This window comes from uncultured Imperialibacter sp., from assembly GCF_963974565.1.
In the GTDB taxonomy this organism is placed as follows: Bacteria; Bacteroidota; Bacteroidia; order Cytophagales; family Cyclobacteriaceae; genus Imperialibacter; species Imperialibacter roseus.
Map to the genome: position 1 here is coordinate 51,034 of NZ_CAXBCJ010000026.1, position 12,129 is coordinate 63,162.

Here is a 12,129-nt window from a genome sequence, read left to right on the forward strand (position 1 = left end):
CTATTTTTGCCACGGACTAACAAAAACAATGAGGCAATTCTCTTTTCAAATACTCATATCCTTTCTCTTCCTGCTGGGCATCTCGGATCTCGCCCAGGCGCAGCGCAAGGAAAAGCTTAAGTACAAGGCAGAGCATGGCATGGTGGTGAGAGACAAAGCTGGCTCTTATGAAAAGCTGTGGGAAAATGTGACCTTCTCACAGAAAAACACCATCATCTACTGCGACTCAGCGGTGATGCTAAAATCCAGCAACTCCATGGAGGCTTTTGGGCACGTAAGAATTGTTGACAACGATACAGTGACCATTACCGGCAACAAGCTCTTTTACGACGGCAACACCAGAAAGGCGCAGATGCGGGAAAATGTGGTGTATACCAGCGGCGAAAACAGGCTTTACACCGACTTTCTGGACTACGAAATGGACACCCGTGTGGCCAACTACTTTAACAATGGTAAGCTGGTAGATTTGAATAACACACTTTCAAGCCGCCGGGGCTATTTCTATGGTTTTGAAGACCGGGCCACATTCTATGGCAAGGTCGAACTGCTAAGCCCGGAGTACACATTACATTCCGACACACTACGATACAATACCATTACCAAAATTGCCATAACCGATGGGCGTACGGAAATCATCACCTCCGACAGCACCATGCTATATTCGAAAGGTGGTGAGTTCAAAACCATTCCCGAGCAGTCTTCATTTATCAAAGGACAAATCGACACCAGAGACTATATCCTGGAGGGTGATGAGCTATTTTTTGATGACATCAACAAGTTCTACACAGCCACAGGCCATGTGAAAATGACAGCAAAAAACAACGATGTCATCATCACCGGAGAAAAGGGGGTTTACTGGAGAAACAAAGGTTTATCGAAGGTATTTGGCAACCCGGTGATGAAAAAGATGATGCAGGCAGACACTTTTTACCTGGCTGCCGACACACTTATTTCCATCGAAGACAATGTGGACTCCCTGAAGAGAATCCTGGCCTATAACCATGTCAGAATGTTCAGGTCTAACTTGCAGGGAAAAGCGGATTCACTGGCCTACTTTATTGCCGATTCCGTCATCACATACTATTTCGATCCTGTGCTGTGGAACTTCAAAAACCAAATAGAGTCTGACACGATCAGCTTGTATTTGAAAAACAACGTGGTCGACGAAATGTATATGCAAAAGGATGCATTCATTGTCTCGCAAGATACCCTCAAGCAGTTTAACCAGGTAAAGGGCAGGAACATGAGGGCTTACTTTGCCGATAATGCTATCAAGAGAGTGGATGTAAACGGCAACGGAGAGAGCATATACTTTGTGCTGAGCGATGGCGACAGTTTGCTGATGGGCATGAACCGGATATTGTGCAGTAACATCACCATGCGGTTCAAAGGAAATGAGCTGAACAATATTTCGTTCTATATGAAACCGGAGGCCACCTTTTACCCTCCTCACGAGATCACGCCTGAGCTCACAAGGCTGGGTGGATTTGCCTGGCGGGCAAGTGAAAGGCCAACACTCCAGCAGGTGCTTAGTCCTGTTCCTCCGGAAGAAATTGCAACCGATAGTTTGGGCAATCCTATCGAGAAACCTTCTCCTTCAAAACCTGTCCAAAAAAGTGGATTGAGTGCAACCTCCGGTGCGGCCAAAGGTGCGGCGGGAGGTTCACCAAATAAAGCAAGCGGCACCCTACCCTCTAAAACGGCCGTTCCAACAAAAAAACCCAACCTTAACGGCACTTCTGGTGTCAAAAAGAAAGAAAACAGCCAACAATAGATTGGTAATTAGCTGACCATCACTTAATTTTGCGAGCTTATGTTCAAAACCCGGCTTTTAGTAACGCTTTTATACCTTTCTATAGGTTTCATCACGGTTTCTTGCAGCGAATTTCGAAAAATCCAGAAGAGCACTGACTGGAAAAGGAAATATGATGCTGCCATGAAATATTACGAGGAGGAGGAATACTACAAAGCCAATGTGCTTTTTGAAGATATCATTCCTATCATTAAAGGAACCAAAGAAGCTGAGCTGGCGGAATACTACTATGCGTATTCCTACTATTATCAGAAGCAATACATATTAAGCTCCCACTATTTCAAAACCTTTGCCACCACCTACGCCAGGAGTGAGCATGCCATGGAAGCGCAATATATGAACGCCTACTCGCTGTACCTTGAGTCGCCGGTAACCGACCTTGACCAAAGCAGCACCTATGAGGCCATTGCCTCTATGCAAACTTTCATCAACAAGTATCCGTACAGCGAATACAAAGATAAATCGCAGCAGATCATTGATGACCTTCAGCTTAAATTAGAGAAAAAGGCTTTTGACAATGCCCGCCTGTACTACCAACTAAGGAGGTACAAAGCAGCGGTGGTTGCATTCAATAACTTTGAAGTAGATTTTCCTGACTCTGAGTTTAATGAAGAGGGGTCGTTCCTTCGTATTAAATGTCAGTTCGAATATGCTCAGCAAAGTATTCCGAGCAAGCAGGAGGAACGATACAGAGAAACAATTGTTTATTATCAGAAATTTATAGACAAGTTTACAGAGGGTAAATTTGTACGTCAGGCCCAGGACATGTATACCATCAGCCTGGAGCAGGTACGTGAATTATCAAGTATTTCAAGTAACTAAGATATGGCAGTTAACAAAACAAATTCGCAGGCATCGATTATCACTCGTGATAATGCACAACTGGCTAAGCCCACAGGTAATATTTATGAGTCTGTAGTAATAGTTGGTAAGAGAGCCAGACAACTTTCTGCAGAAATGAAGGAGGAGCTTAGCAACAAGCTGGCTGAATTCGCTTCTACAGTTGACAACCTGGAGGAAATTTTCGAGAACAGAGAGCAGATCGAAATCTCTAAGTTCTACGAGAAAATGCCTAAGCCAACCATCGTGGCAACGGACGAATTCCTGGAAGGAAAGCTTTATTTCAGAAGAAACGAAGAAGAGGAAACAGCTTAATTAGCTTTTCCTTCAACCAAATTCATTTCGAATAACCTGAAAAGCGTTAATTTGAAAGTGAAGCGGCTGAAAGTGACCTTTGGTTATGAATTTGGCCGCTTCATAGTTTTTCAATTACATTAACATGCTTCAAGGTAAAAAAATCCTTCTGGGTGTTTGTGGCAGCATTGCCGCTTATAAATCGGCTCTTCTTACCCGTTTACTCGTTAAACAAGGCGCAGAGGTGCAGGTACTTCTCACAGCCGACGCCAAAAATTTTATTACCCCCCTTACACTTTCCACGCTTTCGAGGAAGCCAGTTTATTCGGACTTCTTTCACTCTACCGACGGCACCTGGAACAACCATGTAGAGCTTGGCCTATGGGCCGACGCCATGGTAATAGCGCCAGCAAGTGCCAATACGCTGGCAAAAATGGCCAATGGCATTTGCGATAACCTGCTGCTGGCCACCTACCTCTCTGCCCGCTGCCCAGTATTCTTTGCGCCTGCCATGGACCTCGACATGTACAGGCATCCATCCACCACCGCCAATATCGACTCGCTGCTCTCTTACGGCAATAAGCTCATCAACGCCGAGGATGGCGAGCTCGCCAGTGGCCTGAGCGGTGTAGGCAGGATGGCGGAACCCGAGCACATCGTGCAGCACCTCGAAGAGCACTTCAGCAAAGCCCAGCGCCTGGCAGGAAAAAAGGTGCTCATCACTGCTGGCCCAACCCATGAAGCCATTGATCCTGTTCGTTTCATTGGAAACCATTCTACGGGCAAAATGGGATTCGCACTGGCTGAGCGATTTGCCAGTCAGGGAGCGACAGTGGAAGTGGTGAGTGGCCCCTCTACCCTTTCTTCCACTCATGCGGCCATTCATGTCACCAAAGTTCATTCAGCAGAGGAAATGCTGGAAGCCTGCGAGGCAAAGTTTGACAATGTCGACATCGCCGTGTTTGCTGCCGCAGTGGCCGACTACCGCCCCGACACACCTGCACAGGAAAAAATTAAGAAGAGCAACAACACGCTTACTTTGCACCTGGTAAAGAACCCGGACATTGCCGCCACACTCGGTAAAAGGAAGAAAAAGCAATTTACTGTCGGCTTTGCTTTGGAAACTACCAACGAAATAGCTTATGCAAAGGAAAAGCTGCACAAGAAAAACTTCAATCTCATCGTTCTTAATTCATTGAAAGACCAGGGAGCGGGATTTGCCCACGATACAAATAAGATTACTATCTTAGACCATGATGGAAGCAGCACATTTGACCTTAAATCTAAACAGGAAGTGGCCAATGACATTGTTGACGTGGTTTGCAAAAAAATGGGCTTATAGCCTGGCAATAGCATTCGCTTTGTTTGCAACAGTGAGTGCCAATGCCCAGGAGCTCAACTGCAAAGTGACCGTGAACGCCCAGCAGGTGCAAACCACAGAGCGCCGTATTTTTTCTGATATGGAGCAGGCATTTACCCAATTCTTCAACACCCGTAAATGGACCAACGACGTTTACAAGCAAGAAGAGCGGATCAACTGCAACATCATCATCAACATGGAGGAAATGCCCTCCGTTGGCAACTTCAAGGCAGCTGTTCAGGTGCTGTCGGCCCGGCCCGTGTATAATTCGGGGTACGAATCGCTTGTTTTCAACTTTGCAGACAGAGACTGGCAGTTTGACTACACGGAGTCGCAGCCGTTGCAATTCAACGAAAACGCCTTTACCAGTAACATCACGTCGATGCTGGCCTACTATGCCTACATCATCCTGGGCATGGACTACGACACCTACTCGAAGATGGGAGGCACACCTTATTTCGAGAAGGCGTTTCTAATTGTTAACAATGCCCAGCAGTCGGGTGCTGTTGGTTGGGATCAGTTTGGAAACAACAGGAACCGATATTGGCTCACAGAAAACCTGATGAACGCTGCGATGATCCCCCTGCGTGAAGCAGCTTACGACTACCACCTGAAAGGCCTCGACCTGTTTCAGGAAAAGCCAAACGAGTCCCGGGTTGCGATGCTCGAGACACTAAAAAAAATCCAACAAGTAAAAGCCGTAAGGCCCAACAGTATTTACCCCATCGCTTTCATGGATGCCAAACTGGATGAACTGGTAAATATATACTCACAAGGAGATAGGTCGGTTCGTCAACAGGCTTACGACATTCTGACCAAACTCGACCCGGGAGAAAACGACAAACTTCAGGCAATCATCAAGAATTAAGAGCTTGAAATGAGCGATTCTTTTAAAGAATTCTCCTACCATCTCGGCATTCAAAACATTTAAACTTATATTTTTGACTTCCTTAACCTTAGGACTACGGGAAGTAACCGGCAACTATGTTAAAACACCTGCTCATTAAAAACTATGCACTCATTGAACACCTGGAGATGACACCATCGTCCAGGCTGAACATGATTACAGGTGAAACTGGCGCAGGTAAGTCCATTATGCTGGGTGCTGTTGGCTTGCTGCTGGGCAACCGGGCAGATACGAAGTCACTCTACAATGAAAATGAGAAGTGCGTAGTGGAAGGCTCTTTTGATGTTTCTGCCTATAAGTTGGCCCCGCTTTTTGAGGAGAACGAGCTTGACTACGAAGCAGTAACACTGATCCGAAGGGAAATTAGCCCGTCAGGTAAATCGAGAGCCTTTGTGAACGACACACCGGTTACGCTGGATGTGCTCAAGTCGCTGGGCGATCATTTGATGGACATCCATTCGCAGCACGACACGTTATTGCTGGCCTCCAATAAGTTTCAGCTGGGCGTGATTGACGCCTATGCCGGCAGCCAATCGCTGATAGATAGCTATGTTGGCTTTTTCAAAAGCTTCAGGAAGAAAAAGAAAGCTTACGACCAATTAGTGAATGAAAGCACTGAGTTGCAAAAGGAAGCGGAGTACAACCTGTTCCTTTACACCGAGCTTGAAAAGGCAGCACTGAAAGCAGACGAGCAGCAACAATTGGAAGATGAGCTCGCTACTTTGGAGCATGCCGAAGAAATTAAGCTAAGGCTCAATGAAAGCCTGCAGCTGCTTAGCGAGGCAGAATTCTCTATTGAAAGCCAGCTGGCGCAGGTAACGCATGCCCTGTCTGCTGCTGGTAAGTTCTCAGGAAAAATCAATGCCCTCAGAGAGCGGCTGGAAAGCGCTGTGATTGAGCTACAGGACATTGGCGAGGAAATAAAAAAAGAAGACGATCAGATTGAGTACGATCCTGAGAAAATACAATTGACAAAAGAGCGGGTTGATTTGATCAACCAGCTCCAGCAGAAGCACAGAGTGGCCTCTATTGAAGAGCTGCTCGTTATTCAGCAAAACCTTGAAGCCAAGGTGAGACTTGTCCAAAATATGGACGACACGCTCACAGATGCCAAAAACGAGCTTGATGAAGCGGAAAAGGAATTGGCGTTGGCGGCCACTAAATTGACTGAGCATAGACAGTCTGCTTTTGCCGGATTCTCGAAGGCAGTAGTGGAGATAGTGAGAGAGTTGGGTATGCCTTTGGGATCTTTCGAGGTCAGCCACAAGCTGGTGCCCCCAACAGAGTCAGGTGTTGATGAAATTGGTTTCCTTTTTAGCGCCAACAAGGGCATTACCCCAAGGGAGCTCAAGGACGTAGCCTCTGGTGGTGAGTTTTCACGGCTCATGTTTGCTATCAAATACATTCTCACAGACAAAACTGCCTTGCCTACCATCATCTTCGACGAGATTGACACGGGTATATCCGGCGAGATCGCCAACAAGATGGTAGGGATGATGAAAACCATGGCCATGAAGCACCAGGTAATTTCTATTAGTCACCTGCCCCAGTTTGCTGCCAAAGGCGATGCTCATTATTTTGTTTACAAAGACAATAGCAGCGATAAGGCAGTGAGTAAAGTAAAACTGCTAGCAGAGGAAGAGAGGGTAAATGAAATTGCCAAGATGATTGCCGGTGCCTCCCCTACTGCGTCTGCGCTGCAGAATGCCAGGGAACTGCTGCAACAGGATTGAGTTAAATTTTTCTATTTTTGCCCATATTACATTCGCTTAAAACAAGAACTATGGCTTATAATCTATTAAAAGGAAAAAGAGGTATTATTTCTGGGGCATTGGATGAGAACTCCATTGCCTGGCACGTGGCCGAAAAAGCCCATGCCGAGGGTGCAACTTTCACGCTGACGAATGCACCAATTGCCATGAGAATGGGCAAAATAAACGACCTGGCCAAGGCCTGTAATGCTGAAATCATTCCTGCTGATGCCACGTCTGTGGAAGAACTGGAAAACCTTTTCAGCAAATCGACCGAGATATTGGGTGGGAAAATTGACTTCGTGCTACACTCTATCGGTATGTCACCTAATATCCGCAAAGGGAAGTCGTACGGCGAACTGAACTACGACTGGTACCAGAAGTCCATTGATATTTCTGCTCTTTCCTTTCATAAAATGATGCACGTGGCTGAGAAGCAAGACGCACTGAACGAATGGGCGTCTATCGTTGGCTTGTCCTATATAGCTGCACAGCGCACCTATCCTTTTTACACCGATATGGCCGATGCCAAAGCTGTGCTGGAATCCATTGCCAGAGGCTACGGATACAGACTGGGCAAAGCGAAGAACGTGAGGGTGAATACGATCTCTCAATCGCCGACAAAAACGACTGCTGGGTCAGGTATCGATGGTTTCCAGAGCTTTTATGATTTTGCTGACAAGCAGTCGCCATTGGGCAACGCTCCAGCTGGCGCATGTGCCGACTATTGCATTTCCCTTTTCTCAGACCTTACCCGCATGGTAACGATGCAGAACCTCTACCATGATGGTGGATACTCCAGCACTGGTATATCTGAAGAAGTGATAGAAATGTTCAATAAGTAATTGAAATAGCATTGTGTATACGGAACGTCATGCCTGCGAAAGCAGGCATCTCCGTTTTAACACCTTAACATTGCGAAATTGCCTCCTTTGAAAGCAAGTTGAAACTTACCTTAAGATAGCAGAACATCAGTGATCACCTTCCCCAACGCCAAAATCAACCTGGGACTTCAGATCCTTCGCAAGAGGTCTGACGGCTATCACGATATTTCCAGCCTTTTTCTACCTATCCCGCTTCAGGATGTGCTGGAACTAGTTGAAGCCAAGTCTCTGTCATTTACATCCTCAGGTTTGCCCATTCCGGGCAGCAGCGACGACAACCTTTGCCTGAAAGCCTATCACCTGCTCCAAAAGGACTTTGAGTTGCCGCCTATCAGCATCCATCTCCACAAAGCTATTCCCATGGGTGCCGGTCTTGGCGGCGGCTCTGCCGACGGCGCTTTTATGCTGGTGATGCTCAACAAGAAGTTCGGACTGGGACTGATCGACACACAGCTGGAAGACTACGCCGGGCAGCTGGGCAGCGATTGCCCTTTCTTTATAAAAAACCAACCGGCCATTGCTTCCGGAAGAGGTGCTGAGCTCAGTAGCTTTCCTTTAGACTTAAAGGGGCATTATCTCCTTCTGGTGTTTCCCGGCATTCACATTGGCACCCGTGAAGCCTACGCTGGTGTAACACCCAACGATCAGCAAAAAGCCATCACGGAAGTATTATCAATGCCTCTCTCTTCATGGAAGGATGTGCTGGTAAATGATTTTGAGCAATCTGTCTTTCCCAACCACCCCTCTCTGAGGGAAATAAAGGAAAAGCTTTATGCCGACGGGGCGGTGTATGCCAGCATGACTGGATCTGGCTCAACGATGTACGGGATTTTCGAAAACAAGCCAAAGCTGAAACTGGCAAATGAAATGAATAGCTGGACAACCATGCTCTGATCACCTCAGCACATCTGTCTCCAAGGCCTTTCTTTCATAATACCTGTTGATCCAAGGGTATACCAACACAGAAGACAAAATAACAAGTGTGCCGAGGTAAAATCCTGGTTTCATTTTCTCCTGTTCTCCAAAAATCAACAATGCCAGAATGATGCCGTAAATAGGTTCCAGATTAACGGCCAGGTTGACTGCAAATGCCGGAATTCTCTTCATCAGTTTCACCGACTCGGAATACGCATACACGGTGCAGGCGAGCGCCAAAATGATCAGCCAGAGTAAATCATATCCTTGTAGCCCAAGTTGAACGCCATCTGAAAAGAAAGCACCATAAATCGGAAAGAACAGTGCTATGCTCACTGTGGCTCCAATCATCTCGTAGAACGTGACGGTAAAGTGGTAGTGCCGCTGCGTAAACTGAGAGTTGATGACAGTGAAAACGGCGGCGAGAAACGCCGAGACTATAGCAACGAAAAGGCCCCAGGCATATTTGAACTCTACATTGAAAATAATAACGATGCCCACTATCGCCATCAGCCCCAGCACAACTTCGAAGCCTTTCACTCGTTTTTTGGTCATGAGAGGTTCCAAAAGACTTGTCCATAACGAAATGGTGGCAATTCCAGCCAGGCAAACAGAGATATTGGAAAGCCGGGCGGCAGCAAAGAAAAGTATCCAGTGTACCCCAATGATAACGCCCGTCGCCAGTGTTTTAACTATGTCCAGTGTGCCGATAGCGAAGCTCTTTTTTCCAACCAACAGCATGACGCCCAGTGCGATGGCGGAAATGAATGTGCGGTAAAAAACCAGCTCTACCGACGGCATGCTGACAAGCATACCCAGTATGGCGGTAAAGCCCCATAAGAAAACGATGAAATGAAGCTGCAAATAGTCTTTGGTGTACTGGCTCGTCATCGGGGAAGTGTGAAATACATGAGCCCGCCTATAGTACCAAACACGATATTAGGCAGCCACACTGCCAGGATAGGATCCATTGACCCAGCCTCTGCCACTGCCCGTGAAAAAGTATAAAAAATGATGTAAAGAAAGGCCAGCGCAAAGCCCAAAGCGATGAGATAGCCTGTGCCTCCTCTCGACTTGCGTGCCGAAACAATCACTCCTATAAAAGTGAGGATGATGACAGCGAACGGCTGCATATAGCGAATGTACTTCTCAATCTTATAAATCACTACGTCTTCGGCTCCCCTGGCTGTTTGTAGCTGAATGTGCTCCTCCAACTCATTCATGTTCATCGTTTCCTGGCGGCCGTAGTTGTTGGCAAAGTCAGCCGGCGACAGACTTAAAGTCGTGTCAAGTTGGGTACCAGCGGTTATTTTCTCCTCAAAACCATCAATCTCCCGAAGCTGCCAGTTGATTACCTTCCACTTGTGAGTAGTAGAATCCCAATCCATTCGGTTGGCCACCAGTTTGGCCTTCATCTGATCCCCCTCTATCTTCTCAAGCGTTACTTTGTAGGCCACGTCCGAGCTGTTATTATAGCTCTGTAGGTACAGGTAGGTGTCATCTCCCACTTTCATGTGAATATCTCGCTCGACAAAATAAAAGGCCTTTTTCACATAGGCCACCTCGAATCCAATTCTGAATTTATTGGCATTGGGAATAATGTAGCCGTTGAAAAAGAAAGTGAGTATGGCAACAAGAATAGCGCCGATTGCATAGGGCACAAGCATGCGTTTGAAGCTGATGCCGCTGGCCAGAATAGCAATTATTTCTGTTCGGGCGGCCATATTGGCGGTAATGAATACCGTGGCTATGAAGACGGTGATGGGGGTGATTAAGCTGGCGAAAAAAGGAAAAACAGTGAGGTAGTATTTGAAAATAATGAGCGCATCCAGTCCATTCTTAATGAACTTGTCATTCTTTTCAGTGAAGTCGATTACGCAGATGACAGACACAAGCATTACCATCACAAAGAAGAATGTGACCAGGAATTTCTTGAGAATGTATTTGTCGATCAGCTTCATTTCACTACAAGCGGTGGCTTACTTTCTTCACCATAATATCTTTCCAGCTGGCAAAAGTGCCGTCGATGATTTTTTCCCTTGCCGCATTAACCAGCCAAAGATAAAAAGTAAGATTGTGAACCGTAGCTATTTGTGCTCCCAACATTTCCTTGCTCATGATAAGGTGGCGCAGGTAAGCCCGGGAATAGAAGGTGCTGGCATATCCACCAACTGTTGCATCAATGGGCGAAAAGTCATCTTTCCATTTCTCATTCTTAATATTAATAATCCCCTCAGAAGTAAACAGCATGCCGTTTCTGGCGTTTCTGGTAGGCATCACGCAGTCGAACATATCCACACCCAGGGCAATGCACTCCAGAATGTTGGCTGGTGTGCCCACTCCCATCAGATAACGGGGTTTGTCGGCAGGTAGTATATTGCAAACAAGGTCTGTCATTTCGTACATAAACTCAGCGGGCTCCCCCACCGACAGACCACCAATGGCATTGCCATCCATGCCTCTGGAAGCTATGTACTCCGCTGAAATCGTACGGAGCTCCTTGTCCACGCTGCCCTGCACAATAGGAAATAAAGCCTGCTCGTGACCGTAAAGCGGCTCCGTTGTTTTCAGGTGGCTGATGCATCTGTCCAGCCAGCGGTGGGTCATCTCCATCGATTTTTTCGCATAGTCCAACTCGCAGGGAAACGGAGGGCACTCGTCAAAAGCCATGATAATGTCAGCGCCAATGGTGCGCTGAATGTCCATGACATTTTCAGGCGTAAAAAGGTGATTGGAGCCGTCGATGTGCGATTTAAACTTAACGCCCTCTTCTGTGATTTTGCGTTGATCGGCCAGTGAATAAACCTGATACCCGCCGCTATCGGTAAGGATTGGCCCTGTCCAGCCATTGAAGCCATGGAGCCCACCGGCAGGTTTTAAAATATCCAAACCTGGCCTGAGATAAAGATGATAGGTATTGCCAAGGATGATTTGAGCTTTGATGTCCTCCTTCAACTCCCGCTGGTGCACGCCCTTTACGGAGCCTGCTGTGCCCACCGGCATGAAGATGGGGGTCTGAATCTCACCGTGCCCTGTGCTTAGCTGCCCGGCCCTTGCTTTCGATCCTTTGTCTGCGGCTTGAAGTTTAAATTGCATTCCTTTTTAAAAACAGGTGCAAAAATAGCGTAATAATTGGCAATAGAGAGAGAATGCGATGCAAGTATCGTCGCTAATCCCAACTCGCAAGCCTAAGACCCATATACCATCCCTACGGGATTCTGATTTGTCGCTAGTTTCCTTCCTATCGACCTTTATGTCGTCCCTAACGGGACTTTGGATACTGTGAAAATATGATCGGGAATCAAATAGTTTGCGGAACTCCACAAGGATGCTTCATGCCTAATCTGAGCATTAGAGTCAGACTT

Annotated in this window: 11 protein-coding genes; 8 read left to right on the top strand and 3 right to left on the bottom strand. The window is 46.8% G+C overall.

What is annotated here, in order from left to right:
* Nucleotides 1-28 precede the first annotated feature (28 nt).
* The 8 genes from AAC052_RS25275 (at nt 29) to ispE (ending at nt 8,743) form a co-directional block, all read left to right on the top strand.
* Nucleotides 29-1,774 carry an OstA-like protein gene (locus AAC052_RS25275; protein ID WP_339815985.1) on the top strand — a complete coding sequence of 582 codons (1,746 nt, stop codon included), beginning with the start codon at nt 29-31 and terminating at the stop codon, nt 1,772-1,774.
* A gap of 39 nt (nt 1,775-1,813) precedes the next feature.
* Nucleotides 1,814-2,635 (top strand): outer membrane protein assembly factor BamD, encoded by an 822-nt coding sequence (gene bamD / locus AAC052_RS25280; RefSeq protein WP_317487066.1) that lies wholly within the window; start codon nt 1,814-1,816, stop codon nt 2,633-2,635.
* 3 nt (nt 2,636-2,638) lie between these two features.
* The gene (locus tag AAC052_RS25285) at nt 2,639-2,968 is read left to right on the top strand and encodes a DNA-directed RNA polymerase subunit omega (protein ID WP_151997485.1); all 330 of its coding nucleotides are present in this window, start codon (nt 2,639-2,641) and stop codon (nt 2,966-2,968) included.
* A 124-nt stretch (nt 2,969-3,092) separates the two neighbouring features.
* Nucleotides 3,093-4,289, top strand: coding sequence for a bifunctional phosphopantothenoylcysteine decarboxylase/phosphopantothenate--cysteine ligase CoaBC (coaBC, locus tag AAC052_RS25290; RefSeq protein ID WP_339815986.1), 1,197 nt, complete (start codon nt 3,093-3,095; stop codon nt 4,287-4,289).
* Nucleotides 4,249-5,175, top strand: a complete 927-nt coding sequence (locus AAC052_RS25295) for a DUF4835 family protein (RefSeq protein WP_339815987.1) — start codon at nt 4,249-4,251, stop codon at nt 5,173-5,175. Before coaBC ends, AAC052_RS25295 begins: the two co-directional genes overlap by 41 nt.
* Before the next feature lie 116 nt (nt 5,176-5,291).
* Nucleotides 5,292-6,947, top strand: coding sequence for a DNA repair protein RecN (gene recN, locus AAC052_RS25300; RefSeq protein ID WP_317487069.1), 1,656 nt, complete (start codon nt 5,292-5,294; stop codon nt 6,945-6,947).
* A gap of 50 nt (nt 6,948-6,997) precedes the next feature.
* Nucleotides 6,998-7,810, top strand: coding sequence for an SDR family oxidoreductase (locus tag AAC052_RS25305; RefSeq protein WP_317487070.1), 813 nt, complete (start codon nt 6,998-7,000; stop codon nt 7,808-7,810).
* Between the two features lie 129 nt (nt 7,811-7,939).
* On the top strand, nt 7,940-8,743 hold the full coding sequence (gene ispE / locus AAC052_RS25310; protein ID WP_339815988.1) for a 4-(cytidine 5'-diphospho)-2-C-methyl-D-erythritol kinase: 804 nt from the start codon (nt 7,940-7,942) through the stop codon (nt 8,741-8,743).
* On the opposite strand, the gene AAC052_RS25315 is transcribed toward ispE, so the two are convergent.
* Genes AAC052_RS25315 through tgt form a run of 3 tightly spaced genes read right to left on the bottom strand, consistent with a single transcriptional unit; the run spans nt 8,744 to nt 11,860 of the window.
* Nucleotides 8,744-9,655 (bottom strand): EamA family transporter, encoded by a 912-nt coding sequence (locus tag AAC052_RS25315; protein WP_317487072.1) that lies wholly within the window; start codon nt 9,653-9,655, stop codon nt 8,744-8,746.
* Nucleotides 9,652-10,725 carry an LptF/LptG family permease gene (locus tag AAC052_RS25320; RefSeq protein WP_339815989.1) on the bottom strand — a complete coding sequence of 358 codons (1,074 nt, stop codon included), beginning with the start codon at nt 10,723-10,725 and terminating at the stop codon, nt 9,652-9,654. The genes AAC052_RS25315 and AAC052_RS25320 overlap by 4 nt, the downstream gene beginning before the upstream one ends.
* A 4-nt stretch (nt 10,726-10,729) precedes the next feature.
* Entirely contained in the window at nt 10,730-11,860 is a 1,131-nt protein-coding gene (tgt, locus tag AAC052_RS25325) for a tRNA guanosine(34) transglycosylase Tgt (protein WP_339815990.1), read from the bottom strand.
* Nucleotides 11,861-12,129 lie beyond the last annotated feature (269 nt).

Bases quoted from the DNA above. Each gene is read 5' to 3' on its own strand.
- AAC052_RS25315 (WP_317487072.1), bottom strand. From the start codon at position 9,655: ATGACGAGCCAGTACACCAAAGACTATTTGCAGCTTCATTTCATCGTT.
- AAC052_RS25295 (WP_339815987.1), top strand. From the start codon at position 4,249: ATGACATTGTTGACGTGGTTTGCAAAAAAATGGGCTTATAGCCTGGCA.
- AAC052_RS25305 (WP_317487070.1), top strand. From the start codon at position 6,998: ATGGCTTATAATCTATTAAAAGGAAAAAGAGGTATTATTTCTGGGGCA.
- AAC052_RS25285 (WP_151997485.1), top strand. From the start codon at position 2,639: ATGGCAGTTAACAAAACAAATTCGCAGGCATCGATTATCACTCGTGAT.
- AAC052_RS25275 (WP_339815985.1), top strand. From the start codon at position 29: ATGAGGCAATTCTCTTTTCAAATACTCATATCCTTTCTCTTCCTGCTG.
- tgt (WP_339815990.1), bottom strand. From the start codon at position 11,860: ATGCAATTTAAACTTCAAGCCGCAGACAAAGGATCGAAAGCAAGGGCC.
- recN (WP_317487069.1), top strand. From the start codon at position 5,292: ATGTTAAAACACCTGCTCATTAAAAACTATGCACTCATTGAACACCTG.
- bamD (WP_317487066.1), top strand. From the start codon at position 1,814: ATGTTCAAAACCCGGCTTTTAGTAACGCTTTTATACCTTTCTATAGGT.
- AAC052_RS25320 (WP_339815989.1), bottom strand. From the start codon at position 10,725: ATGAAGCTGATCGACAAATACATTCTCAAGAAATTCCTGGTCACATTC.
- coaBC (WP_339815986.1), top strand. From the start codon at position 3,093: ATGCTTCAAGGTAAAAAAATCCTTCTGGGTGTTTGTGGCAGCATTGCC.